This is a genomic window from Pseudoalteromonas sp. M8 (assembly GCF_018141365.1).
Taxonomy (GTDB): domain Bacteria; phylum Pseudomonadota; class Gammaproteobacteria; order Enterobacterales; family Alteromonadaceae; genus Pseudoalteromonas.
Map to the genome: position 1 here is coordinate 121,433 of NZ_CP047239.1, position 26,662 is coordinate 148,094.

The 26,662-nt window shown below is 38.7% G+C and carries 18 protein-coding genes and 1 pseudogene; 16 read left to right on the forward strand and 3 right to left on the reverse strand.

The features are described 5' to 3' along the window. Window positions 1-106: 106 nt before the first annotated feature. A complete protein-coding gene (locus tag GSF13_RS00485; RefSeq protein WP_010605431.1) occupies window positions 107-1,330 on the reverse strand; it encodes an alpha-xenorhabdolysin family binary toxin subunit A in 1,224 nt (407 codons plus the stop codon). 759 nt (window positions 1,331-2,089) lie between these two features. Between GSF13_RS00485 and GSF13_RS00490 the strand changes: the two genes are divergently transcribed. From GSF13_RS00490 to GSF13_RS00510, 5 genes are all read left to right on the forward strand, one after another. Then, window positions 2,090-2,977, forward strand: a complete 888-nt coding sequence (locus GSF13_RS00490) for a LysR family transcriptional regulator (RefSeq protein ID WP_010605430.1) — start codon at window positions 2,090-2,092, stop codon at window positions 2,975-2,977. A 144-nt stretch (window positions 2,978-3,121) separates the two neighbouring features. Beyond that, a complete protein-coding gene (locus GSF13_RS00495) occupies window positions 3,122-4,090 on the forward strand; it encodes a substrate-binding domain-containing protein (protein WP_349251763.1) in 969 nt (322 codons plus the stop codon). A gap of 253 nt (window positions 4,091-4,343) precedes the next feature. Beyond that, entirely contained in the window at window positions 4,344-5,576 is a 1,233-nt protein-coding gene (locus tag GSF13_RS00500) for a DUF642 domain-containing protein (protein ID WP_174169215.1), read from the forward strand. A gap of 334 nt (window positions 5,577-5,910) precedes the next feature. Further along, complete coding sequence (locus tag GSF13_RS00505; RefSeq protein ID WP_174169216.1) at window positions 5,911-6,108, forward strand: helix-turn-helix transcriptional regulator; 198 nt, start codon at window positions 5,911-5,913, stop codon at window positions 6,106-6,108. 39 nt (window positions 6,109-6,147) lie between these two features. Beyond that, window positions 6,148-6,537, forward strand: a complete 390-nt coding sequence (locus GSF13_RS00510) for a hypothetical protein (RefSeq protein WP_211865586.1) — start codon at window positions 6,148-6,150, stop codon at window positions 6,535-6,537. Between the two features lie 376 nt (window positions 6,538-6,913). Here the strand turns inward: GSF13_RS00510 and GSF13_RS00515 are convergent, their stop codons facing one another. Next, complete coding sequence (locus GSF13_RS00515; protein WP_211865588.1) at window positions 6,914-7,129, reverse strand: hypothetical protein; 216 nt, start codon at window positions 7,127-7,129, stop codon at window positions 6,914-6,916. A gap of 496 nt (window positions 7,130-7,625) precedes the next feature. On the opposite strand from GSF13_RS00515, the gene GSF13_RS00520 reads away from it, so the two are divergent. The 11 genes and pseudogenes from GSF13_RS00520 (at window position 7,626) to GSF13_RS00570 (ending at window position 24,926) form a co-directional block, all read left to right on the forward strand. Continuing rightward, window positions 7,626-8,003 carry a hypothetical protein gene (locus GSF13_RS00520; protein ID WP_211865590.1) on the forward strand — a complete coding sequence of 126 codons (378 nt, stop codon included), beginning with the start codon at window positions 7,626-7,628 and terminating at the stop codon, window positions 8,001-8,003. A 112-nt stretch (window positions 8,004-8,115) separates the two neighbouring features. Further along, window positions 8,116-8,991, forward strand: a complete 876-nt coding sequence (locus tag GSF13_RS00525; protein ID WP_211865599.1) for a WYL domain-containing protein — start codon at window positions 8,116-8,118, stop codon at window positions 8,989-8,991. A 12-nt stretch (window positions 8,992-9,003) separates the two neighbouring features. Next, window positions 9,004-10,566, forward strand: a complete 1,563-nt coding sequence (locus GSF13_RS00530) for a class I SAM-dependent DNA methyltransferase (protein ID WP_211865601.1) — start codon at window positions 9,004-9,006, stop codon at window positions 10,564-10,566. After that, complete coding sequence (locus GSF13_RS00535) at window positions 10,556-11,956, forward strand: restriction endonuclease subunit S (RefSeq protein WP_211865603.1); 1,401 nt, start codon at window positions 10,556-10,558, stop codon at window positions 11,954-11,956. The genes GSF13_RS00530 and GSF13_RS00535 overlap by 11 nt, the downstream gene beginning before the upstream one ends. A 5-nt stretch (window positions 11,957-11,961) precedes the next feature. Beyond that, window positions 11,962-15,558 carry an anti-phage defense-associated sirtuin Dsr2 gene (gene dsr2, locus GSF13_RS00540; RefSeq protein ID WP_211865605.1) on the forward strand — a complete coding sequence of 1,199 codons (3,597 nt, stop codon included), beginning with the start codon at window positions 11,962-11,964 and terminating at the stop codon, window positions 15,556-15,558. Between the two features lie 14 nt (window positions 15,559-15,572). After that, window positions 15,573-18,807, forward strand: a pseudogene (locus tag GSF13_RS00545) (type I restriction endonuclease subunit R). Then, complete coding sequence (locus tag GSF13_RS00550; RefSeq protein ID WP_211865610.1) at window positions 18,807-19,892, forward strand: endonuclease NucS domain-containing protein; 1,086 nt, start codon at window positions 18,807-18,809, stop codon at window positions 19,890-19,892. The pseudogene GSF13_RS00545 and the gene GSF13_RS00550 overlap by 1 nt, the downstream one beginning before the upstream one ends. A 276-nt stretch (window positions 19,893-20,168) precedes the next feature. After that, window positions 20,169-21,377 carry a site-specific integrase gene (locus GSF13_RS00555; RefSeq protein WP_102058052.1) on the forward strand — a complete coding sequence of 403 codons (1,209 nt, stop codon included), beginning with the start codon at window positions 20,169-20,171 and terminating at the stop codon, window positions 21,375-21,377. 36 nt (window positions 21,378-21,413) lie between these two features. Next, window positions 21,414-22,118, forward strand: coding sequence for a response regulator transcription factor (locus tag GSF13_RS00560; RefSeq protein WP_174169221.1), 705 nt, complete (start codon window positions 21,414-21,416; stop codon window positions 22,116-22,118). Beyond that, a complete protein-coding gene (locus GSF13_RS00565) occupies window positions 22,115-23,374 on the forward strand; it encodes an ATP-binding protein (RefSeq protein WP_211865612.1) in 1,260 nt (419 codons plus the stop codon). Before GSF13_RS00560 ends, GSF13_RS00565 begins: the two co-directional genes overlap by 4 nt. Window positions 23,375-23,459: 85 nt before the next feature. Further along, window positions 23,460-24,926: a S41 family peptidase gene (locus GSF13_RS00570; protein WP_211865613.1), complete on the forward strand. Its 1,467-nt coding sequence runs from the start codon at window positions 23,460-23,462 to the stop codon at window positions 24,924-24,926. Between the two features lie 100 nt (window positions 24,927-25,026). On the opposite strand, the gene GSF13_RS00575 is transcribed toward GSF13_RS00570, so the two are convergent. Further along, entirely contained in the window at window positions 25,027-26,580 is a 1,554-nt protein-coding gene (locus GSF13_RS00575; protein WP_174169224.1) for a PAS domain-containing methyl-accepting chemotaxis protein, read from the reverse strand. Between the last annotated feature and the right edge of the window lie 82 nt (window positions 26,581-26,662).

The window sequence follows — 26,662 nt, forward strand, 5'->3', positions numbered from 1 at the left end:
TAACTCCTTGTTGCAACATAAAACACCAACCTATTGAGCGCTCTATGAGAGTAGATCGCTCAATAGCTGTTGATTTATGATGCTAAAAATTCAAACTTATTGATGTTTACTGCTGTGATGTAGGCAGGTAGGCGTTTTGTAGAAACGTCCTTGCTTTGTCTGCAATGTCTTTCCATGAGTTGCTGGCATTGCTAGCAAGAGGTGAAGAAACGATCCCTGCAACAATCACATTGGCATTACGTAATGCATTTTCACTGTCTAATTGGGTCAATACATCTCGAAGAGATTGCATATCTCCATACAAAGACTGCCAGTGCACTTGAACTTTGCGTACATTACTCAGCGCAGTTTCAATTTTTTCATTCATGCCTTCCACTTGCCCTTTGGCAATTTGATAAGAGGCCGCAAGACTCATCGCGTGAGCGAGTTCTTTATTCGCCGTCTCAATTTGAGATTCTACTTTATTAATCTCGCTCTTTACTTCCTCTAACTGAGCACCTTGGATACTACCGCCAATGATTAACCCAAGTACGCCGCCAAGACTACTTAAGCCAATGCCTGTTTTCAAATCACTCTTTTCATCATTCAGATCGTTGAGTCGTCGTTGTAATGTGCTAATTCGGTCACGTATGTTAGCTGGCTGGTCTTTATTTAAAATGTCCTCAAAAGTGCCTTCTAGTGTATTTAATTGTCCAGAGTGCGTAGTTAAATCTCCCTGGAAGGCAACAAGTTGATCTACCACTGTTTGGGTTTTTGTTAGATTACCATCAACAAAATTCATGAAGGTGTTTAGAAATGAAATTGCTACTTGTCTGCTTTGCTCAGCAGCTTGCAAATTTCCGCTTAGCGACGCGTTATGTAGCTTTGTTAGTTCATCGATAAATGGTTGAATTAGCAATACATGGGTATCGGAGTAATTCGCTAATTTTGTCGCAAGGTCAATGATGCTAGGATAAAGCTTATGATTCCAATTCTGACCCGACGCATTGATTGATTCAAAGGTTGTCATTAGTGCAATGTAGTCGTTATTTAGAGGCGTATCTGCTGGATATCGCGTCGCACTTCTAAAGGCAGCTTCGTTATTAGGTAAGCTAACAGCTGACTCAGCAAAAACTTGAATTGTGTGCCATTGCTCCTGAGTAAGTAGGAAGTCATTCGAGCCAACATCTATAAACAACGGTGAACCTTCAATATCACCTTGAAGTGTATCATACATAATTGGTGAGATTTCTGGGACGTCGGTATTCGCAGTTGCAAGCTGACTAAGCCCAAATAATTGGAGTGACGTTACGATAGCGATTGCGCTTTTCTTTAACTTAATTGATTTCATCTTTCATATTCCTCAATCAATCGGTGTTCTAACTGTTAAGTTGCACTAGACCTATTCTAGTTTAAAAGGTGCAACTGAAGATAAAAGTGCATGTAGTTAAAATGTTAACTAAATGTACTTTTAATATTATTGATATAGGGACAATGAGAATGGAAGAACTTCTACACTTTCTAACAAATTGAGGAAATTAGTTGCATTTTCAATAACACCAAACAGCACGGGATACAATCTACAAAACAACAAATTAAGTAAATGAAAGTTAACAAAAACGAGCTGTAACCTGGCCATCCATAGCTATAGATGTAGGGGGGTTTTGTTACAAACAGATAGTTAACAGCTTATTTTTATAGCCACTTTCGCTCAAAATTCAACCTTAATTAAACTGTTTCATAAAATCGAACTCAATGTTTCTGCCGCTATAAATGAGACGCGTGTTCTTTGTTGAAGAAATAAATTCAATCTATTGACAGCTATCTGATCTTGGCCAGAAAAATCAAAGTAACTACCCGTTAGTACAGCCACTTTAAGTTATATAAATGACTTAAAAATTCAAACAAGGTTAAACCTAAAACGATTAAGGAAATTATCAATAACCACTTTTAGCTAGGCAGGGGAAATAACACTGAATCTGGTATAGACCAAAACACATATTTCATTTATAACTGTTAAAAATAAATGTTTAATTTATGTAATATTTATGTAATTTTATTTGGATGCGGCGGTCTTTATCTTATAAAGTAATGTGAAAAGAGAAGTTAAATGAACAAACTAAGAAGAATGATGATATTTAAGGGGGTGGTAGAGTCAGGATCACTGACCAAAGCCGCGGAGAAGTTATCTTTGTCTAAATCAGTGATCAGCCAACATCTCAAGAAACTAGAAGAAGAGATAGGAACACCACTACTATATAGAAACACACGAAGCCAATCATTGACCAACGTTGGTAAAGACTTCTATGCGTACTGCCTTGAAATCAGCCATTTATCAGAGTTAGCTTGGGAGAAAGCAAGATCTAAGCAATCAGTACTGGCAGGGCAGTTAACAGTGACAACATCCTATGCTTTGATGCAAACCATCGTTGCACCTGCACTATGTAAGCTGATTAAAACGCACCCTAAAATCCGCCTGAATTTAATTAATGAAGATCGCCATCTCAATCTAGTGGAGCGGGGGATAGATCTTGCTGTTAGAGTAGGTAAAAGCACAGATGTGGAGCAATCACAACAATATATTGGTTCATTTAGAGACGTGCTATATAAAGCAAAGGACAGTGAATTTAACGACACAACCGCTCCTTACATTGCAAACTCTTGGGAAAGCAAAGTCACAAATTATGAATTTATACATACAACACAAAATATCGTTAAACCGCTTTCATTCAAAGCACATCACAAAACCAATTCCGTTAGCGATACAATAGGGCTCATTGAAAGCGGTTTGGGTATTGGATTAGTGCCAGAAATCATCGCATTTAATAATCATAACTTGGAGCGAGTAGATCCCGAATTCGAGCTGGAAAAAGTGGAAGTATTTTGCATTCATAAAGGTAGTACTGATGTACCCGCGACGATACGAATTGCGCAAAGTGCTATTAAAAGCTATATGGATGCTCATCAATTTGTATTGAAAAATGCTGCGATGCACTAGTGAGCGCCAGATGGAATGCTGTCCTCATTTGCGTTACTAAAAATCTACGTTATGCTTGCAGTAGTTTAAGAAAATTATTTCACTCTAAACATGAAGTTAAAGGAAAATCTATTCTCCCGTTGTACCTTGGTATTTGGGCTAATATTGTTTGCGATACTGAGCCAAAGTACTCAAGCGGAAATAACCATCGCGGTTGTAGGCAAAACTAAAAATGACACCTTTTATGAACAATCGTATAAAGGGTGTGTAGACTTTGCGAAACAACATCCAAATGTAGAGTGTATCTACGATGGTGCAGACGACTATCAAGATTTTAGAACGCAAAGCCTAATTATTAATGAACTATTGAGTAAAAAGGTAGACGGGTTATTAATATCAACTACCGATTCAAACTATCTCGTGTCACGTTCGCTCAAAAAGGCAAAGCAATTGAAGATACCAGTGATCACTTTTGACTCTGACCTTTTAACAGAGCATAAAGATTACCGTCTCGCCTATGTAGGAACCGATAACTTTGCATTTGGTGTTGCACTTGGAGAAGCCGCTAAACCTTATAAAAAGGCCGCGCTTCAATCGTTTTGTATTCAAACAGGTCATCACTCAACACCTAATTTGGATAAAAGAATCAATGGCGTTAGATATGCACTCTCTACACATACAATAGACAACCTTACAAAAACAGAGAATGATCTCAAGCAAGGGTGGCAAGAGTACGAACGATGCCCACTTTACACAATGGGTAAACGCGAAGATGCGATAAGCCAACTATTGACCTTACTAAATTATGAAAATCCCCCGATTTTTATTGCTGTCGCTGGCTTCGCTCAATTTCACTCTAATTATATTGAACGCGTATTACCATACAAAGAGAAGATAAAAAATAACAATGCTGTGATCATTTCCGCAGATACAGAAGAGATGCAACTTAAAGCTTTGGAAAAGGGACTTTCAACAATCAATATTGGCCAAAACCCCTTTGAAATGGGCCGAAAAGGAGCGGAATTACTTTACAATACGATAGCTCTTGGCCAGACACCTTCCAAGGACAACTACTACTTAGACTTTCATTACTGCAACCAAACAAACGCTCTTAAATGTACCGTTAACCATTAGCTTTAATGACTTTGTTATACGAAACCCTAGTCTCGGTCAAAATGACGGATAGGTTTCGACATCTATTTTTCACGCCAAAAAAACAATACTAAAGTACCAATTAAAAAGTCTATTTAGAGACGTAAAACATCATAAAATCTGGTTTTTCGGTTACTCATTGACCGCTGACTCAATAAATACGACAATGGTATTATATTAAGTGATGTTATTGTAAACAAAAAATTTACATTAACTCTATTTTATTGGAGTGGCTATGAAACTTAACTTTACAACCTTAGCGTTAATATCAGTTGTTGGTACAGCAAGTGCTGCCGACAATTTAGTCGTTAACGGCTCGTTTGAAACATCAGGCAATATTTCTGGTGATTGGGCGTTATTTGACAACCTCCAAGGTTGGAATAGAGAAGGCGCCAGATTCGAAATTCAAAAGCAAAGCCTTGGTATTATCGTGCCTCAAAACGGCAATCAATACCTAGAGCTTGACTCAACTGCAAATTATACAATCTACCAGAATATCCCAACAACGGCTGGAAAAAAGTATAAAGTGAGTTTTTATTACTCGCCTCGAGTGGTAAACAATAACTCAACTAATCGTGCACGTGCATGGTTTGGTGACAACACACTAGTGACGATGAATGCAACGACCCGAGGCTGGACAAAGTACGAGTATACGGTTGAAGCGACTGGTAGTTCGACACAATTACGCTTTCAGGGGTTAGGCACTTCTGACTCATATGGTGCGTTACTAGACAACGTAGTCGTAACAGAAGAGGAAGACGTTACACCTCCAGAGCCTCCAGTAACTTGTAAAGTAGGCGTGTACGGCATCAATAACTTTGGTGAAGACAGCAATAGCTATGTTTATAAATTCGACATGGTTAATGGTACCTATGCATACGTTGATGGCGTCGCTAATACAGCTTCAAACATTGCTGCGCACAATGGTGCACTTTACTTTATGGAACAAAACGACAGTGCATCTAAAGCTTCATCACTTTGGAAGGTTTCACTAGATAGTGCAGAGCAGACTTTAGCTGCTAATGCAGTTTCATGGCCATTATACCGTTCAGCAGTAACGCCAGACGGTACTAAATTACTTGCAAGCAGCAAAACTTATCTTTATGAGTTTGACATGCAAACAGGCGCAAAAACAGTGCTTGGAAAACTAAGCTATGCAGGTGACGACTTCTCACACGGTGATATCGCTTATTCAGCAGATACTAACGTGATTTACGTACTAACAGGTAAAGCACTTTACACGCTAGATAAAGGCGACATGTCTTTAGATCTCGTTGGCGAGCATGGTGTAAATTGGGCATCGGGTTTAGCAGTAAGCTCAGACGGCACCTTATACGTATCTGGCCGTAACTCAGGTGAAGACGCGAAGATCTACACACTAGATCCAAACACTGCAGAAGCAACCTTTGTAATGGATGGCCCTGAGCACATCAACGACTTAACGTACGTAGCCAACTACTGCGAATAAATTAAGAAACAAGTAGACTGTAGACAAGGCGAGGGGAAATCCTCGCTTTTTTCGTTTTGGCTTTGTGGTGATTCCTATGAGAACTCATAATACTGAGGACTATAAAACAACAAATTACGTCCTTATTTCACAATCAATAAATTTCACTGACACATATTTCAGAATAGACGTTGTTAATATCCTTCAAATGTCGATGGGTCACATATCACAGGCTTTCCTTATCCGGCTTATCCTAGGCAAGACTGCTGTTAGTAGGCTGAAGATAGTTCAAAAATGTGAGATAAACTGTAATATTGTGATAGCCTAGGCTTTAGGCAATTATTGAGACTGAATTATGAGCCGCTGCCACCTCGCTCGAATGATGGGCGAACACAAAATGCGTATTGCTGATGTTGCCAGAAAAACTGGTTTGAGTAGAGCCACAGTCACGTTGTTGTATAAAGAAACGGCCCAACGAGTCGATCTCGATGCAGTAGACAAACTATGCGAACTATTCGATTGCGATATAAAGGACTTATTTGAGCGTGTGTAACCATATCAGGCATACGAAAGTGAACGGGGATGGAACCAAATGAAAATAGATAGAACTAAACCTGATGTATTAAGAGTGACCGAGTTTATTTTAGAAAAAAATAAATCCGGCGAAAGTTTTAGTGTCTGTGAAGCTACAAAAACATTAGAGTTGAACGGCATAAGTGAATACCGTATTGCCGAAATTATGCGCGATATTTGCTTAGAGCCAAATGGTCCAGATAGTACCGAAATACACACAAATATTGATGGAACAAATACTCATAATCTACCTGCAAAATGGCAGCTAAATGCAACGACTTATTTCGGTTATCTCTCTTATCTATCTGTAAAAGAGTCAGAAAAATCAAATCGCTTGGGAGTAAATACATTTCGAGTAGCAATTGCCACAATTATTGTTTCAATTTTGATCCCACTTCTTGTGGCATAATCACCTTAAAGCATTTGCGAAACCATAAAGCGGTATGAACAAAAGCAATAGGATAGGGGACTTAACAAGGTGACGCTTTGGGTTCCCTGTCAATCAGAGGTCGAAATCAGACAAATGGTCGAGTTCTTAACCGAGAACCCTGACCACATCCCATACATGGCAAGGAGCTTAAAAACTGGCAAGATGCGTAAGATCACCTAAACCATCACGCCAAACCAAACCTATTCACGGAAGTAAAAACTAAGGGGATTATTAAGGGGCGTGCCCCTAGATGGTTAACGCAAGCACACTCCGTTTTTACCTGTTCACAATTTCAACCATGCGCGCAGCACAATACTGTAGAACCATGGCAATGCACCGCCTTGATAAACATCTTTTAAAACTTTTGCTCTCCGACGCCTTTATTTGCTATTTCTAAGCGAATGTTATCAACTCTACTTGTAAATTTATGAGGGATTGCAGTGGTGGCATTCTTTCCAGCTTTTTTTATTTCTTTGGAAAACTCCTCCCATAAATCGGTTAGTGTATTAGTTTGTTCACTAGTCAAATATGCAGAAATTTGCCCCATCCTTACTAATATAGTAACAGCCATTTCTTCAGTTACATTTCCACTTTGTCCAACAAATACGCCTTAGCTTTGCGTGAAATATCTATAACTATCTTCATATAGATATAAAAATAAATCATCTACATGATTTGCTTCTTTTATCTTTTTCCAATTTATTACAGCGTATAACGCTACGTAGAATGCGCCATATGAACCAACACAACCAACAATCGTAAAGAACATCGCTTTGTCAAATGTATAGCTCCAATTATGGCTGTCGCTTTGATTAGATAGTAATCATAAGCAGAAGCAAAAAGATTGTAGATCCCACTTCGATTAATGAGTTAACAGACGAGCTAAACTTAATCCAAGAAAACTCAAACCAGTTATTCGACAAATTAATGAAAAAAATTCGAAAATAATTGTCATTCATTATCAATGAATTAACTCTTAAATCATTGTTTTTATACATATTTGTATAATGACAAGATTGGCTGCCTCTTCTATAAAACTTAATGTTCAAGTAGAAGAGGTAAGCGATATGGAACATATAAGCAATAATCAATCTAATTCTGAATATAGTGATTTTCAGATCGATACATTAAAAACTTATTTACGGGAAGTAACCGTTGTTTCAGTGGTTGATAAACTGGATGGAGAGTTAATAGAAATTGCTCAAGTGCTCTACGGCTTTGTCGAACTCGATGAAACACTAAGGTTTTCACATGATGATGTTGTGATTTCGTCACCGATACAAATTTCTTCGAACCATAATACTCGATTTATAACAAAATCTGGATCTCAATATGTGAGTTGTGATGAAGTGGAATACGTCACATTAAGTGGACAAGATTGGCTGAAAATGCGGCAAACATTGATGAATCCGAGAGATATTTTGATCATGAAATATCTCTCTTAGTCAAAAGATAAACGAAAAGGACTTAACTGCTCCTTTTCTTTTATCTGGACATTGACCTGATTATCAAAATGATACACACTAGCTATATTACGTAATGAGTATAATAAGTTAGATGGAACTAGAAAACGTTAATTACGCACAAAAGCAGCGACTAGCTTACATTGATTTCAAGTTAATGTTTACAGGTTCGGTGACGCGTAACGAAATTATACAACGCTTCGAATGCGGTACTGCTGCGGCATCAAGAGATTTAGCTCTTTATAAAGAGCTTGCACCTAGAAACCTGACGTATAACACAACGGACAGACGGTACGTTATCGAGTCTAACTTTAAACCATTCTTCAATCACGACCCGCGAAAGACGCTTGTTAAATTAGCAAATGAGATATCAGATGGATTTGATGCGATTGGCGATACAAAATTTCCAGTAGAGGCTCCTAGTTCATTAAACGTTCCAGATTTGATGATTGTTGCTCGTATTTCGCAAGCCATCTTTCAAAACAAAGCGATAAACATCATATACACCTCGTTGTCGAGTGGCTCAAATTCACGAGATATTGTGCCGCATTCAATTATCGACAATGGGCTTCGCTGGCATGTTCGTGCATATTGCAGAAAATCAGAAGAATTTCGTGACTTTGTATTAACTCGAATCACAAAAGCAACAATGAAGTCAGGTATATCAAAAGAGCACGAAAACAAAAAACAAGATAAAGAGTGGAATACGTTCATTTCACTAGAGCTAGTGCCACACCCAAAGAATATTCAACATCCTACAGCTATCGAACTCGATTACGGCATGGTTGATGGCAAAATGACAATTAAAGCAAGAGCTGCGCTCACGGGTTATTTATTAAGACGTTGGAACGTGGATTGCTCGGACAATGCTGAACTTAACAGCAGCGAATATCAGCTTTATCTCAATAACAAACATTTAATATCTGGGGCAGGGAATTTAACTTTGGCCCCCGGTTTTCAAGATTTATAGGAATTTAGGCACATGGCAAAAGATAGTAAAAAACAAATAGGATTCGAAGAATCACTTTGGGATGCCGCTAATAAGCTCCGTGGTAGTGTTGAATCATCAGAATACAAGCATATTGTTCTAAGCCTTATCTTCTTAAAGTTCATTAGCGATAAGTTTGAAAAGCAGCGTGAAAAGCTTATTGCCGAAGGCATGGGTGATTACGTTGATATGGTTGAGTTCTATGCCAAAGACAATGTGTTTTATTTGCCAGAGGAAGCGCGTTGGTCGTTTATTCAAAAGCAAGCTAAGCAAGATGACATTGCAGTAAAAATTGATACTGCACTGCATACGGTTGAGAAAAACAACGTGTCACTGAAAGGCGCATTACCTGACAATTACTTTTCTCGTCTAGGGTTAGATGTAAGCAAGCTTGCAGCACTTATCGATACTATCAATAACATCGATACCATTGCTAACGAATGTCACATGACCGAAGAAGATCTGGTAGGCCGTGTTTACGAGTACTTTTTAGGTAAATTTGCCGCAAACGAAGGCAAAGGTGGTGGTGAGTTCTATACGCCCAAATCAGTAGTAACCTTGATTGCAGAAATGCTTGAACCATACAAAGGTAAGATATACGACCCGTGCTGCGGTAGTGGTGGTATGTTTGTTCAATCGCTTAAGTTTATTGATAGTCACAAAGGCAGTAAGAAAAACATCTCAATTTATGGGCAGGAATACACCAGCACAACTCATAAATTAGCCAAAATGAACCTTGCTGTGCGTGGTATTAACGGTAATTTAGGTGATGTTGCAGGTGATACCTTCTTTAAAGATCAGCACCCTGATTTAAAAGCAGACTACATTTTGAGTAATCCACCGTTCAACCAGAAGCAATGGCGTGCAGACAATGAATTAGTTGATGATCCTCGTTGGTCTGGATTTGAAGTACCGCCTACTGGCAACGCTAACTACGCTTGGATCATGCACATGATATCTAAGCTCAGTGAAAACGGTACAGCAGGCTTTGTACTTGCCAATGGTTCAATGAGTTCTAACACGGGTGGTGAAGGCACAATTCGTAAGAAAATTATTGAGAACGACTTGGTAGATTGCATGATTGCTTTGCCGGGGCAGCTTTTCTACACCACGCAAATTCCAGTCTGTTTGTGGTTTATCACCAAAAGCAAAAAGAAAAATACCGAACTTGGTTATCGAGACCGCCAAGGTGAAACCTTATTTATCGATGCCCGTGAAATGGGCACTATGGTCAGCCGTGTTCACAAAGAACTAACCACAGATGACATCACTGAAATTGCGAGAACTTATCATGCATGGCGTGGCGAGAAGAAAGACGGTGAATACCAAGACAAAGCAGGTTACTCCAAATCAGCAACGCTGGAAGAAATTAAAGCCAATGACTTTGTGTTAACTCCGGGCCGCTATGTTGGCGCTGCTGATTTGGAAGACGATGGCATCCCGTTTGAAGTCAAAATGAAAAAGCTAAGCCAAACCCTATATAGCCAAATGGAACAGTCCGAAGAACTAGATAAAGCAATTCGTCAAAACTTAGAGGTGTTGGGTTATGGCGTTTAATTTAACAACGTTATCTGAGTACGCAAAGGTTCAAGGTGGCTTTGCTTACAAAAGTAAAGACTTTATTGAATACAGTGAAAATAGAGTTTTAAAGATTAAAAATGTGCGTTTTGGGACAGTGAGCTATGAGGAACCTGCTTATATCTCAGATGAAATCGCACAATCAACTGAAGCATGGGCAACAAAAGAAGGTGACATTCTAATTTCTATGACTGGCTCTGGGCCTAATGCTCCGCAATCTCTTGTTGGTCGAGTTGCCAGAGTATGGGCTAATGAACCTCAATCATATATAAACCAGCGTGTCGGGAGAATTCAGTTATTAGAAGAAGGTAAAGTTCATCCAGACTTCTTGTTTTATTTATTATCGTTACCCCAAAGCCAAGATTTTCTCGTTTCTAATTCGTCAGGCAGCGCGAACCAAGCCAATATAAGTGGGAAAATTATTGGGTTATTGCCATGCCCAGAAGTTACATACGAAGAAAGTGAATCTATAGCAAATATGGTTCGGTCGCTGGATGAAAAAATTATCTTAAATCGCCAAACCAACCAAACCTTAGAGCAAATGGCGCAGGTGTTATTTAAAAGCTGGTTTGTTGATTTTGATCCTGTTATCGACAACGCACTTGCCGCTGGCAATGACATTCCTGATGCATTGAAACACAAAGCTGAGCAGCGTAAGCAAGCTCAGCAGCTACCAGATTTCAAACCTCTGCCTGATGATATCCGCGCATTATTCCCAAGCGAATTTGAACAAACAGATGACCCTAGTATCGGTATTGCTGGGTGGATACCTAAGGGGTGGAAAAAAGATAAACTAAAGAGTTTTGGTAAAGTTGTTACTGGCAAAACACCACCTAAAAAGGTTGAAAATGCTTTTGATTCAGAAGGAACTCCTTTTATAACCCCCACTGATGTAGATAGTGATGTTTATGCTCTGAATGTAGCAAGACGCTTAACTGAGGACGGAGTTAAAGTAGTAAAGAATAATGTAATAGAAAAAGGCTCTGTGTGTGTTACGTGCATAGGCAGTCAGATGGGAAAGACTGTTATTACACCAACAAAAGCTGTAACTAATCAGCAGCTAAATTCAATAATTTTAAGTGACGAGTTTTCACGTAATTATATTTTTATGAATTTAAGAACTCGTAGAGAAGAGCTGTTTAATTTAGGTAGTAGTGGCTCAACAATGCCTATTCTTAATAAATCATCATTTGAGAGTCTATCCGTAATACGACCAACTGATGATATATTAAAATCGTTTAGTAAATTAACTGAAAATCAAATAGAAAAAATACTTGTAAACTCTAAACAAAATAAACAGCTAGAAAACATTCGAGATAGTTTACTACCGAAATTAATCTCTGGTGAAGTACCTTTAAAATCGGAATAAAACTTATGGAAAAGATCCCCTCTTCAATTCAGCCTTATTTAGATGAAATAGCTCAATGCCTATGGAGCAAAAATGCGTCAATCATGATAGGTGCAGGGTTTAGCATGAATGCCAAACCAATGTTTGAAAATGCTAAACGGTTTCCTAGTTGGCAAGACTTAGGAAATGTATTTTATGAAAAGGTGAGAGGGGAAGAGATAAAAAATGCTAAGTATAATTTTTTCGATCCGTTAAAACTGGCTTATGAAGTCGAGTCAAATTTTGGCCGACCCGTTTTAGACTCTATTTTGCGAACAAATATCCCAGATAGTGATTATAAACCGTCAGAGTTGCACCAATCATTGCTTAGTTTGCCTTGGACGGATGTATTTACTACTAATTACGATACCTTATTAGAGCGAGCTGCCGAAACTGTAAGTGAACGAAACTACAAAGTAGTTGTTCATAAAGATAATTTGGTCCATTCAATCCCGCCTAGAATTGTTAAATTGCACGGCTGTTTTTCAGCATCAACTCCGCTGATCATAAGTGAAGAAGACTATAGAACTTATCCGCAAAAATTTGCACCTTTCGTTAATACAGTTCAACAAACGCTATTAGAAAATACACTTTGCCTAATAGGCTTTTCTGGAGATGATCCTAACTTTCTCAAATGGATTGGTTGGATTAGGGATAACCTAGGGGCACAAAATGCGCCAAAAATATATTTGATAGGTGTATTAAATTTATCCACTTCACAAGAAAAAGCGTTAGCTCAATACAATATTACATGTGTTGATATGTCAGTATGTGAAAGCGTTGGTGACAAGGATCATCAGGCGGGCATAAAAGCATTTATTGATTACTGTGAATCACGAAAAGATGATGAGACACAAAAGGGCTGGGAGTTAAGTGGTCAGCATAGTCATTCACGTTTTAACACGACAAACCTCCCTTCAGATGAAGAATTTCATCAAGAGCTTTCTGAGCTAATTCAGTTATGGGAAGGAGAAAGGTGTGCTTACCCTAACTGGTTAGTTGTACCTAATGAATTGAGGCTCAAGTTATGGGCATATACAAAGCATTGGTCGGAAATTTTTAATACAAAAATTTCTATATCAACCGATGTACTAAAAGATTTTGTATATGAATTCTTGTGGCGTAAAGAGAAGTCATTATTGCCAATCTTTGACAATGAAGTTGAACATGTTTTATCAGCAATTGAGCCTAATTTTAGTGATGAGGGTACTTGTGATGAAAGAACGCTTTTTATTTCACTAGCTTTATTGAGGTACTACAGAGAAGAAGGCAAACGTGAAGATTGGCAAAGCTTCTTCGCTAAGATCACTAAAAAATCTAATGGGGAGCTTCACGCTGATTATTTAACTTATGAAAAAGCTTTATTCTTGTTGGTTGACAGTAAAAGTGCAGAATTAACTAATTTATTGTCAAAGTGGAGTGCAGGAAATTCATCCGCAATTTGGATGTATAGAAAAGCAAGCATTTTAGCAGAAATAAACAAGTTAATGGATGCGCAAGACACTTTAGAAAAAGCATTGATAAAAACCAGACGGAAAATAAATGCTGTCACATCGATTAACGATTATGCGAATGTTTCTCTTGAGTCATATATTCTAGTGTTACTCACCAACGTTAGCCGAGCAATATCTTTTAAGTCTGGAGATTGGTCTTCAAAGTCTAAGCCGGAGTATGTCGAAAGGTTGAATGATTTAAGGCAGTACCAATGTAATCCTTGGCAAGAAATACAGCTCCTTGAATTGGAAATTAAACACGAACCTGCACCACTACAATCAATTTCAGTTGTTAACGGATTCGATATCGGTAGTCAGCATACAACCCATCACTTCTCTGGTGAGCATATTGAAGTACTTAACGCCTTTAGATTTTTAAGGTTCTTCGAAGATGCTGGACTGCCATTTAGCCTGCCACACATTAATATAGCGGTGACTGGAGCAAACAATGCAATAAAAAGAGTTGCGAAATATTCTCCGTTTTGGTCGATGTCAACGATGTTGCGAACCCAAGACAAGAAGAGTACAGAACTAATATTCACGCGAGAGAGCTTATCTGATTTCGATTCAAACTTTGTTGATGGTTTAGCCAGAAGGTATATAGGACTATTAAATACATTTCTAAATGAAGAAACTAGTTTATATGAATATGGTTCAGTTTTGCCGGAAGCTCTTTCAAGGCTCTGCTGTAAAGCAACTTTGTCAGTTAGAGACGAGTTACTTAATCTAGTATTAAAGATATACAGTAACAAGCCTTCCAGAATGCGATTCCAATCTATAGATAAGCTTGTTAAGCGGCTAATTAATTCGTTTAGTGATAATGAAATAATAGAGCGTATTCAGAAAATCACTGAAATTGCTTTTTACGTTGTGGCAAACGATGGTAAAGAAGTAGATCAATTTTCTTGTCCGAATCCTTTCAATTTTTTCCTTGGCATGGCTGGCGATAGAGATAAAAGTGAAAATTTAGGAATCAAACTCTCATCTGACAAGATAAGAGTTTTCTTAGTTGCGCTTGAGTCCGAAAGAAAAGAGGTTCGTCAAAATGCATGCATAACCCTAATGACTTTAAACAGTTTGGACTTATTGAATAAAAACCAAGTTAGAAGCTTATTGTCAAAGTTACAAGCTTATCAAGATCAGTATGGTTTACCTGAAAATACTGGTTATTATAAATTTGCATTTATTGATTTATTTGGCAGTAAAAGTGGTGTTGAGAAAGGAGTTCGTCAATTTCTAGTTGAGTCTTCTCCACTAATTCAAGCTAAAACTAGCAATCCTAAATCTTATACGGTTTCTGGCACTTCAGATCCTTACACCAATGAATTAATTGGCAGTAGTAAATCAATCAACTGGACTAATGAAGAACTTCACCTTTTCGCTAATAAGCTTATAAATTGGTGGCAATCAGATAGCGTTGTTTTTCAGAAATATGAAAAGGAAAGTGATTTTTTAGGTGAAATGAGACGAAGGTTCACTCTTTTTGTCGATGCATTAGATGTCATCGTTGTACAAAATGATCTTGTTGAATATAAAAGGGCAATTTCACAGATTGAATCTGAGTTTAGAGATATTGGGTTTAATTATTTAGATTTGAAAGCCGCAACGTTACATTACTTAAACCACAATGAAAGTCAGTTGATACAAGAAATAGAAGAGGCTCTGTCTACCTTTGAAGAACGTGAAGTAATGGATGCATTCTGGGCACTAAATAGACTTTTAACTGGTAATGGCGACATAAACATTAAGTATTATGATGTGCTTGGCACATTTATTAAATTTTCAAGAGGACAATATTTAACAAACGCATTTCAGGTCGCGCTAAATGTAGTACGTGCAGAGCGCTTTGTTACTAACTCAGAATTAGAAAAGTCAGTATTGAATTCTCTTGCTCTTGCAGCCAAGGAATTTAAAAATTTAAAATTTGAAGAGAATTTAGCAGTGAAGAAAACTTCGGCTAGATTGGCTTGTGAACTATGGCATCATTATAAAAAACTAGACTGTAACACTCCTCCAATCATTGACACTTGGATGCAAATCTGCAAATCCGAAAACGAATTTGCTGAAATAAAAAATCAATGGAAGGAATAAATTAAGAAATGGCTATTAAGTTTACAGAAGCTCAGCTAGAAGCGGCAATTATTGAATTACTTGGTGAACAAGGCTTTCCTTACGTACCCGGTAACGAGCTTACTCGTAGCAATACTGAAGTTTTGATTAAGGATGACATACGTCAGTTCTTATCTGATAAGTATGAAGCTGAGAATATTACTGCTGGTGAGATTGATTCAATAATCAAACAGATCGAGTCATTACCAGCTAGTGATTTGTACGATAGTAACAAAACCTTTTGCAAATGGTTAAGTGATGGCTTTCTGTTAAAACGCGAAGACCACACGCAAAAAGACCTTTATATACAATTAGTCGATTACACCAATGTTGTTCAAAGTCTGTTACCTGATTTAGTAAAGGAAAGCCCATCTGAATTACTTAAAGTCGCTGAGAAATCGACAAGCTATAATGATGCGAATATATACAAGATAGTTAATCAGCTTGAGATTGAAGGTGTTGATGGCGAGAAGCGTATCCCCGATGGCATTTTGTATATTAACGGTTTGCCATTGGTGGTGTTCGAGTTTAAAAGTTCAATTCGTGAAGAAGAAGCTTCAATTCATGATGCTTATGTTCAGTTAAATACTCGCTACCGCAGGGATGTTCCCGCCTTATTTATTTACAACGCATTTTGTGTGATCAGCGATGGTGTTAACAACAAAATGGGTGGCCTGTATGCGCCTTATGAATTTTTCTATGCATGGCGCAAAGTCACGGGCAATGAATCGATAGAAAAAGATGGAATCAATTCGCTGCATACTATGTTGCAGGGATTATTTAATAAAGCTCGCCTGCGGGATGTAATTCGAAATTTTATTTATTTCCCAGATTCGTCAAAAGCAGAAATAAAAATTGTTTGCCGCTACCCGCAGTACTATGCGGCTAGAAAGCTATACCATAGTATTAAACTCGCGCGTAAACCTGAGGGCGATGGTAAAGGCGGTACATATTTTGGCGCAACTGGTTGTGGTAAGAGTTTTACCATGCAGTTTCTATCTCGCTTATTGATGAAGAGTGTAGATTTTGAAAGTCCTACTATTGTGTTAATTACTGATCGTACTGATTTGGATGATCAGCTATCTCAGCAATTCTCTAATGCAAAAACGTATATTGGCGATCAAACTATTGTAGCTGTTGAAAGCCGTGATCACTTACGTGAACTACTTCAAGGCCGCAATAGTGGTGGTGTGTTCTTAACGACTATTCATAAATTCACTGAAGATACTAAACTGCTAACGGATAGAAGCAATGTTATTTGTATCTCTGATGAAGCGCACCGCAGTCAAACTAATCTAGATCAGAAGGTTCGAGTGACAGAAAAGGGTGTTAAGAAGACCTACGGTTTTGCCAAATACCTACATGACTCATTACCTAACGCGACATTTGTAGGTTTCACTGGAACACCAGTTGATGCCACGCTTGATGTGTTTGGTCAGGTTATTGATGCCTACACTATGACTGAATCTGTGAAAGATGAGATCACTGTTAGAATAGTATATGAAGGTAGAGCAGCTAAGGTTATTTTAGATAACGCTAAGCTCGAAGAAATTGAAGCCTATTATCAGCAGTGCGCTGATGATGGCAGTAATGAACACCAAATAGAAGAAAGTAAAAAAGCTTCCGCTAATATGACTGCCATTTTGGGCGATCCAGATCGTATTAACGCATTAGCTAAAGATTTTGTTGCGCATTATGAATCTCGTATTGAGGAAGGCTCTACCATAAAAGGTAAAGCAATGTTTGTAAGCTCTGCGCGTGAAGTAGCTTATTTATTTTACCAAGAATTAAAAGACCTTCGCCCAGATTGGTTTGAGGTACTGGAATTCGAAGTTGGCGTAGAGCTATCAGAGCTAGAGCGCAAAAAAAATTAAACCAATGGAACGAGTCAAGATGGTGATGACTCGTGGCAAGGATGACCCTAAAGAGCTTTGGGATTTACTAGGTACTAAAGAGTATCGCAAAGAGTTAGACCGCCAATTCAAAAATGAAAAGTCGAACTTCAAAATCGCCATCGTTGTCGATATGTGGCTTACAGGCTTTGATGTGCCATTCCTCGATACCATTTACATCGACAAACCAATTCAACGTCACAACCTAATTCAAACCATATCGCGTGTTAACCGCAAGTTTGAAGGTAAAGACAAAGGTCTGGTTGTTGACTATATCGGTATCAAAACGCAGATGAATAAAGCGTTAGCCATGTATTCAAAAACCGACGAAACTAACTTTGAGGATATTGCTCAGTCCATCATTGTTGTTAAGGATCATTTAGATTTATTGGGCAAACTCATGCATCACTTTGATGAGTCGCCTTACTTTACAGGGCAACCAGTTGCTCAACTCAATTATCTCAATAATGCCGCTGAGTTTGTGTTACAAACGCAAAAACTTGAACACCGTTTCATGGCATTAGTAAAGCGATTGAAAACCGCTTATGACGTATGCTGTGGTAGTGAAAAACTATCGCAGAAAGAGCGTGATTTCATTCACTTCTACCTAGCTGTTCGTTCAATTGTATATAAACTCACAAAAGGTAATGCACCTGACACAGCTCAAATGAATGCCAAGGTACGAGAAATGATTTCTGAGGCATTAAAAAGTGACGGTGTAGAAGAGATATTTAAGCTGGGTCAAGGCGAAGATGGCGTTGATATTTTCGATGATGATTACCTAGCAAAAATTGAAAAAATTAAACTTCCCAATACCAAAATCAAACTACTTCAGCAGATGTTGGCAAAGGCCATAGGCGAGTTTAAGCAAGTCAATAAGCTAAAGGCTGTTGATTTCTCAGCTCGTTTTAAATCATTGGTTGATAAGTATAACGAGCGCAAGGAAGAAGATGTTTTAGTAAGTGATGTACTTGAAGACTTCTCTGATGAAATAATTAATATGTATCAAGATCTCAAGTCTGAAATGGGTTCATTCGCTGACATGGGTATTAACCTTGAAGAGAAAGCTTTTTACGACATTTTACTGGCACTAGCTATCAAATATGACTTCCAGTATCCAGAAGACAAGCTTCTCGATCTAGCCAAAGCAGTGAAAGATGTTGTTGATGACAAGGCTAAATACACTGACTGGAGCCAGCGTGATGATATCAAAGCTGAGCTAAAAGTAGATCTCATTATTTTGCTTGCTAGATTTGGCTACCCGCCAGTTGACCGAGATGAAGTTTATAAAGAAATCTTCGAGCAAGCTGAGAATTTCAAGAAAAATAGGGCTGCATAATGGCGATAGAACAGGGAATCTGGAAAATAGGCGATAAACCAACAAGATTAAAAACTGTAACCTTGGAAAGCGAACAACAATTGGAGGAACTGATTGTTGCAGACATTTCTATTTTAAATCCAAATTGGTTGCTTATTGGTCGTCAAGTGCGAACTGATTTTGATAAATACATTGATTTACTTGCTATAGATGCAAGCGGAAGTGTCATTATCATTGAGTTAAAGCGCGATAAAACACCAAGAGATGTCGTAGCTCAAGCACTAGATTACGCATCTTGGGTGGTTGAAATTGACGACAGTAAATTAGTTGATATTTATCATGACTACAGTACGAAATGCGCAATATCGGAACAAAGTTTGGATAGGGCGTTTGAGTCAAAGTTCGGTGTTCCTTTCAAAGATGTTAATTATGACGGTTCACACCAAATGGTAATTGTAGCTGCTGCATTGGATGCAAGTTCAGAGCGGATTATAAACTACTTAAATGACAAAGCTAAAATACCTGTAAACGCAGTGTTTTTTACAGTATTTGAAGATGGTACAAATCAATATTTAAGTCGAGCTTGGATGATAGCTCCAGAAGAAACCCAAGAGCGCGTTATTTCAAAATCAACAAAAGAGCCTTGGAACGGTGAGTTTTATGTTTCTTTTGGGCATGGTAAAGAGCGACATTGGAATGATGCTTTAAAATATGGATTTGTTTCAGCGGGTAGAGGTCGTTGGTATTCAAATACATTAAACATGTTAGATATTGGTGACCGTGTATGGGTTAAAATTCCTCAAACAGGCTTTGTTGCTGTTGGAAAAGTTGCTGGTGAAATATCCAGAGCAGAAAACTACCAGTTTGCAAAGCACGATAATAAGACCTTACTAGACTTAGACACTGATGGCGATTATTCGAATTTTACTAGTTTAGACGATGATGATGCTGAATACCTGATCCCTGTTGAATGGATTAAGGCTGTGCCGTTGGCTCAAGCATTTAATGAAACAGGATTGTTTGGAAATCAGAATTCAGTCTGCAAACCACAAACACCGAAATGGTCGCATACTGTTGAAAGAGTAAAAACGCATTTTGCTATATAATTAAAAAAATAAGAGTGGATGAAAAAAAATAAGCAGTGATTTGAATAAAACCATCCACTCAAACCAAAATCTAAATTGATATAAATCATTAAGTTAAGTCTAATCTCACAGAAAGCGACAATCTCAAAACAAATGATCTTTTACACATAACAAGCCAAAATGTCTCATATTTACCTATTTAACATAACGTAAATTATAGGCTTATCTACACAGTATTGCATAATATGTGTAGATGTCACTATAATATGTCCAATACTAACCAATATCGGACTTATCATGATTTTACCATTGGTCGACACCTTAAAGCAGCTTAGGTATCAAATCGCCCATCTTGAAGATGATACGCTTGGGCATGAATATCCAGAGCTGGAAAAATTCTTGGCTCGTCAAGGTAAATCAATACCGGTACATAGCGAGCTACAGTTCCTATTTCAGTTTTTGTATGTTTACGGTCGTAAGTCTGAAGCAACTTTTAACCGCTTTCGTAATGAGCTTGAGCGCTTTTATTTATGGTCGTGGCTGGTTGCTGAGAAGTCAGTGTTTGAGCTAAAACGCGAAGACATCGAGGCATATGTGGATTTTGTGGTAGAGCCAGATAACGCATGGACACAAACTTCTGTGCAGTGGCGTTATAAGCAAAACCAAGGTATCCGTCAGGTTAACGAAAATTGGCGGCCATTTGTTCTCAAAGAAAACGGTGCTAGCCAGCAAACGTTGGCAGCAATGTTTACCGCGCTCAATGTGTTTTACAAGTTTGCCATTTTAGAAGAAAAATCATTTGCTAACTTTGTTCCAGTGGTTAAGAAAAATAGCCCGTATTTAGTTGTTCAATCGCAAATCAACCTTCCTGATACGCTGAGTGATTTGCAATGGGAATATGTTTTTGGTGTAACACGTGATTTAAGTGAACAGCAGCCGGACCTAGAACGAAATCTTTTCGTATTAGCTTGCTTAAAAGGCTTGTATTTACGCATTTCAGAGCTATCTGACCGCCCTCATTGGTCACCAGTAATGAGCCACTTTTGGCAAGATCAAGATGACTTTTGGTACCTAAGAATTATGGGTAAAGGCAATAAGCTAAGGGATGTAACGCTTAGCGAAGACTTTATCAGTTATTTAAAGCGTTACCGGCAGTACCGGGGGTTAAGCGCCCTACCTCGCGTTGATGAGCCCTACCCAATTGTTCATAAACTAAGGGGCCAAGGCGGTATGAATGTTCGTCAATTACGCCGTATTGTTCAGCAAAGTTTTGACTTAGCAGTGGCTAAACTAAAGGAAGATGGCTTTACAGAAGAGTCAGAGCAACTCGAAGCCGCAACTTCACACTGGCTAAGACATACAGGTGCAACGCATGATGCGCAACACCGCCCGCTAAAACATCTATCTGAAGATTTAGGTCACGCTAAAATCGCAACAACAGATCAAATTTATATTCAAACCAATATTAAAGAACGCGCCAAATCGGGTTTGAAACGGAAGATTTAGGCTCTGAGCGTTCGGTCTGTATTTTAAGGAGTATATATGAGCTCAAGATCATTGGTAATAATTGAAGATGACTTAGGCCTTGCGGAACTGCTTAGGCGCTTCTTTGAAAAACATGGTTTTATCGTGAGTATCCAAAATGATGGAGTGAGCGGATTGGCGCATGTCCTGCAACTTCAGCCAGATTTTGTATTGCTTGATTTGATGTTGCCAAATAAAGATGGTTTCGAGATCTGCAGGTCACTACAAAACAGGTACAATGGTAAATTGATTGTGTTAACCGCGAGTCACGATGATATAGACGAAATTACGCTATTAGAAATGGGGGCTGATGACTTTATTCATAAGCCAGTCAACCCACGAATTATCCTAGCGAGATTTCGAAAACTAGTTCGCCTAGCAGAAGAAAGTGAGAATAAACAGCAAAACGGGCACGTGATCCGTGTTGGCCCCTTCTCATTTAACTCATCGACAAGGCAAGCAAGCCAAGACGGTATACCGCTTGGTCTCTCAGACAGTGAATACACATTATTCCATTTCTTGGCGTCTAATGTTGACTCTATTCTAAGTCGCGACCAGATTTCAACTCAGCTGTACGGCCGCTCATTTGATGGTTTCGATCGTACAGTTGACAATAAAATCATGAAGATAAGAAAGATTATCGGTGATGAAATGCCCTATCAACACCTCATCACTGTAAGAGGGAAAGGATATATTTTTGTAAATAGCAAGGAAACTGAATGACAAGCATACGTTTTGCATTTGCAAGCTTACTCTTTGCTAGTTTGTTTTTAGTGATAAATCCCCTTTTGACTACTCTAGCTACAAGTTATTTCTCAAAAGAGCTGAAAAAGGATGTAGAGCTTGATTATCTAGCCTATGTTTATGCTTTAGATGCAGCTCGTCCTGGCTTGGATGATGCTCAGTGGCAAGCTTTACTTGCCCAGATCTCAGAAAAAAGTAATCTAAAAGTACAGACACTAGATAGACCTGCATTTGAGCAAACGACTAAGTTAGTCATCGAAAACGTTTATGATGAGGAATTACAAACCGTAATCGCAAAAATACAAGGTAAAGAGTTAATAGCGTTTTCTGCGCTTGGAGTGCAAGGCTCTGCAGGGGCGATCCTCAATTTTATTCAGTATGGTTTACCCTTAGGATTAATCCTAGTCCTATTTTTGTTGCACTCACTTTGGTTGCAATTTCGACTTTCTAGGTTAGAACATGCTAGTAAATTAATTGCACAAGGATTGTTATCTAAACGTGCTGATACCGGACTTTTAGCAGTCGGACGTGTCAATTACGCCTTTAATCAAATGGCTGAAAAATTAGAGTTTGCCTTTGCACAGCAAAGGAATATGATCAGAGCCGTATCTCACGAGCTCAAAACGCCATTATTCCGACTTCAGCTCAAGCTTGAGTTGCTTGATGTTCCACCAAAGAACAAAAATCTGGTTCGAGAGTTATTTGAGGAATGTGAAGAGCTTGAAATGCTGGTGCATGAGATTTTGGAGTTCAGTAAAGTAGAACAGTTTTCCGCAAAGACCAGCGTTTCCAATTTTGATTTGAGTACACTAATTAATGAATACATCGTCACTTTAGAAAAGTATTGTAATCACCCTATAATTATAAATTGTCCAAACTCAGTATGGATAAGAGCCTGCCAAACAGATGTTAAACGCGTGCTTCATAACTTAATTGTTAATGCTGATAAATTTGCAGTCGAGCAGATCCGTGTTTCACTAAGTTTATGTAACGCTCAACTTCTCTTAACTGTGGAAGATGATGGCATTGGCATTGCAGAAGATAAACATGAGTTAGTCTTCCAAGCCTTTTTTACGGTAGATGAAAGTCGCTCAGGAAGAAGACGGGGTGCAGGCCTTGGCTTGACCATCGTAAAAGAAACTTTATTGAACTATGACGCTGAGGTCTCGGTAAGCAGAAGTGAACTCGGTGGCGCATGTCTAACTATCAATTTGTCCCCAATGTTGATCTATTAACTATGACAAACCCCTGACAAATCCGCGACAATCAAATCACTACTTACACTTTAAAATAACTTCATATTTTAATCGATAGGAAGTTATGATGAAAAAATTCAACTTAAGACCGATCACTTTAATCTTGTGTATCGGCCTTGCTGGTTGCCACTTTGACGAAAATAAAAGCAGCGTAGAGGTTGTTCAACAAACGCAAAGAAATGAGCTTTGGTATTCGGAACATTATGGTGAAATAAAACAAATAGTTGATGAGCGTCTAGTGACCTGGCAAGTAACAGGCTCCTCTTGCTATCCAATTCTGACATTAGACCCTCTTCCGTTATTTGACGCGTTTAGCGCCAAAAGTGCAGGCTTGCTTACCTATAAACGACCCTACGATTCTGGCCCTGTAAAATACACTGAAATATCCAGTCTCGATGAAGTCTGTAAAGACGGATTTATATCTACCTCAGATAAAAGTGACTATACCTTTGACGCACAGGCAATCTTTGAACTTTTTTGGCTGGATATGAAAAATCACTATGCATTTTTCTCTGAGCGTAATGTAGATTGGGACGCTGTTTATAACCGGTATGCTGGGCAGCTAAGTGATGCCAATGAGACAAACCTACTAGGCGTATTTCGTGAAATACTTGAACTACTAAATGATGGTCACACCAGGCTTTATTTTAGCCTTGAAGAAGAACCGATAAATTTTGAAGCTAAACCTACCCTATTCAAAAGGTTAGAACGAGAAGCAGTTGATCTAAACTTGACTGGTGAGCTTGCTGAAAAATATATTGAAACGCAAACGAATCAACTACAAATGACGATTGCACAATATCTGGATCAAGAGACAAAGCAAGACTTTATAATACGTAAACAGCAAAGTCCGAATGGCCCTAATTGGGGAGTGATTAACACTGGTGGTCAACATATTGGTTATTTGAAACTCTATCATTTTCAAAACTTTATTGATGTAGCAGGTATTGAGCGTCAAGATATTAGTTATGCCAATGCGGCTTTCAACGATTTACTGGATGAAATTTTCACAGACTTATCCCGTACTAATCAGCTGATTATTGATATTCGCGATAATGAAGGTGGCCATGACATACAAGCACTAGAATTAATCAAGCGCTTTATCTCACAAAATACGCTTGTTTGGGATATTAGTACATTTTATGATGGGGCGTTGCATCAGCTGACATCGGTTTATGCAGAGCCTGATAATGACAGGCCATATTATCTTAAAGATATTTATCTTCTAACCTCAAACGGTACTTTCAGTGCTGGCGAAACCTTTGCGTTGGCGATGTCTGCGCTCCCTCAAGTAACACTGGTAGGACGCGCTACAGCTGGTGCTACCTCTGATACTTTTCCACGGATGCTGCCTAATGGTTGGATTTATGAGCTTAGTAATGAGTACTATGAAAACAGTTTGGATTTGAATGTGGAGGTGCTAGGTGTTCCTGTTGACGTTGAAGTCGATCCCTTCGACATCACATTTAGAAAAGAGAACAAAGATGCGGCGATTGAAAAAGTATTGTCACTACTAAGCTATGAGCCTTAACTATGAAAAAAGGACATCCACTGATGTCCTTTTTATCATTTAAGTGTTTTAGCAAAAAAGCGATGGATTGAACTACTACATTTAACTCAACTAAATAGCATCACTTACGCTTAAAACGAACAATCAACTCGTGCATTTCTTTAGCAGTCGATTCTAGGTCTTTACTCTCTTGATGCACTTTGTCCGCGCTATCTAGGCTGTTGTTTGCAAGCTGTGCAATGTTTACGACTTGCTGATTAATGTCATCAGACACGGCCGCTTGTTGCTCAACCGAAGTTGCAATTTGCATCGACATATCACTAATTTGGATAACCGCTTGGGTGATTTGTTGTAGCATATCGGTGCTTTGATTCAGCTGTTCAATACCGTGAAGCGATTCTTCTTGGCCTTGCTGAGCAATGTCTACTGACGCTTGTGTGCTGCTGGTTAGTTCTTCAATAATTGCATGGATCTCTTTCGTCGACTCTTGTGTGCGCTGTGCTAGATGTCTAACTTCATCAGCAACTACTGCAAAGCCCCTACCTTGCTCACCAGCTCGCGCAGCTTCAATTGCTGCATTTAGTGCTAGCAAATTAGTTTGCTCAGCGATTTGTTCGATAATTTGTGCGGCTGCTGCAATTTTATCAGTTTGTTTAGAGACACCTTCAACAGAATTGCGGATGTCAGCAATGGTATTACTTAAATCACCAAAAGCAATTTTAGTTTTATTAGCGATCTGTTCTGTTTGAGAAGTCAAATCAAGGGAGTTCTGAGCATCTTTAGCACTCAGTTGCACGCTGTTAGAGACATCGTTGATGGTTGTTGTCATTTCATTCATTGCTGTGGCAACAAGCTCAGTCTCAGTTTGCTGCTTTTGTAAATCAGCATAGGTGGCTCGCGCTTCTTTACTCGCCGTATGCGCTCCTTTAGATACGTTTTGCGCCGCATGTTCAACACGCGTAAGAATTGTATCTAGGTGTGCCCTTTCGCTCTTTAAGCGGACTTGGATTGATGCCATAGTACCATCCCAAGTCGAATAAACTTGCTCAGATATCTCATCGCAAAAACTGTGCGCCAACTCAGATTCTAGTCTTCTCAGCTGTTCTTTATCGCGCCAAGTTGCATAGGCTGAATATGCCAGCATATTTGCCATCAACCAAAAAAATCCTGCAGACTCAGAAGCAAAATACCAAAGTGCCAGTGATGAGATGATGTTAAAGACTGGCCAAACCACGCGTAATTTGGGAAGACCGAAACTGCTTCCTTTATTAGTATTTACGTTTGTATAAAGTTGACTTGCCCGTTCAACCGTAGCCCTGTCTGGGCAGCTTCTAACCGACTCATAGCCAATGATTTTGCCATTTTCTGTTATTGGCGTTACATAGGCATCTACCCAGTAGTGATCACCATTTTTACAGCGGTTTTTTACGATCCCCATCCATGGCTTGCCTGTTTTAAGCTGCGTCCACATTGTTTGAAACGCCACAGGTGGCATATCTGGATGTCGTACTATATTATGAGGTTGACCAACTAACTCATCACGAGAAAATCCACTAACATCAACAAACGCTTGATTGCAGTCAATAATATTTCCTTTCAGATCAGTGACGGAGATGAGTTTTACATCGCGAGGAAAGGTTTTTTCTCTTTGGGTTACTGGGTGGTTGGTTCTCATTAGACAAGTCCAAAACTAACAAAAAATTGATTTTCCCTTAAATATTTGCAGAAAAATACGCCCTCAATCCATGAATAGCAAT

Coding starts and splice junctions, on each gene's coding strand:
- GSF13_RS00485 (WP_010605431.1), bottom strand. CDS start 1,330: ATGAAATCAATTAAGTTAAAGAAAAGCGCAATCGCTATCGTAACGTCA.
- GSF13_RS00490 (WP_010605430.1), top strand. CDS start 2,090: ATGAACAAACTAAGAAGAATGATGATATTTAAGGGGGTGGTAGAGTCA.
- GSF13_RS00500 (WP_174169215.1), top strand. CDS start 4,344: ATGAAACTTAACTTTACAACCTTAGCGTTAATATCAGTTGTTGGTACA.
- GSF13_RS00505 (WP_174169216.1), top strand. CDS start 5,911: ATGAGCCGCTGCCACCTCGCTCGAATGATGGGCGAACACAAAATGCGT.
- GSF13_RS00510 (WP_211865586.1), top strand. CDS start 6,148: ATGAAAATAGATAGAACTAAACCTGATGTATTAAGAGTGACCGAGTTT.
- GSF13_RS00515 (WP_211865588.1), bottom strand. CDS start 7,129: ATGGCTGTTACTATATTAGTAAGGATGGGGCAAATTTCTGCATATTTG.
- GSF13_RS00520 (WP_211865590.1), top strand. CDS start 7,626: ATGGAACATATAAGCAATAATCAATCTAATTCTGAATATAGTGATTTT.
- GSF13_RS00525 (WP_211865599.1), top strand. CDS start 8,116: ATGGAACTAGAAAACGTTAATTACGCACAAAAGCAGCGACTAGCTTAC.
- GSF13_RS00530 (WP_211865601.1), top strand. CDS start 9,004: ATGGCAAAAGATAGTAAAAAACAAATAGGATTCGAAGAATCACTTTGG.
- GSF13_RS00535 (WP_211865603.1), top strand. CDS start 10,556: ATGGCGTTTAATTTAACAACGTTATCTGAGTACGCAAAGGTTCAAGGT.
- dsr2 (WP_211865605.1), top strand. CDS start 11,962: ATGGAAAAGATCCCCTCTTCAATTCAGCCTTATTTAGATGAAATAGCT.
- GSF13_RS00550 (WP_211865610.1), top strand. CDS start 18,807: ATGGCGATAGAACAGGGAATCTGGAAAATAGGCGATAAACCAACAAGA.
- GSF13_RS00555 (WP_102058052.1), top strand. CDS start 20,169: ATGATTTTACCATTGGTCGACACCTTAAAGCAGCTTAGGTATCAAATC.
- GSF13_RS00560 (WP_174169221.1), top strand. CDS start 21,414: ATGAGCTCAAGATCATTGGTAATAATTGAAGATGACTTAGGCCTTGCG.
- GSF13_RS00565 (WP_211865612.1), top strand. CDS start 22,115: ATGACAAGCATACGTTTTGCATTTGCAAGCTTACTCTTTGCTAGTTTG.
- GSF13_RS00570 (WP_211865613.1), top strand. CDS start 23,460: ATGATGAAAAAATTCAACTTAAGACCGATCACTTTAATCTTGTGTATC.
- GSF13_RS00575 (WP_174169224.1), bottom strand. CDS start 26,580: ATGAGAACCAACCACCCAGTAACCCAAAGAGAAAAAACCTTTCCTCGC.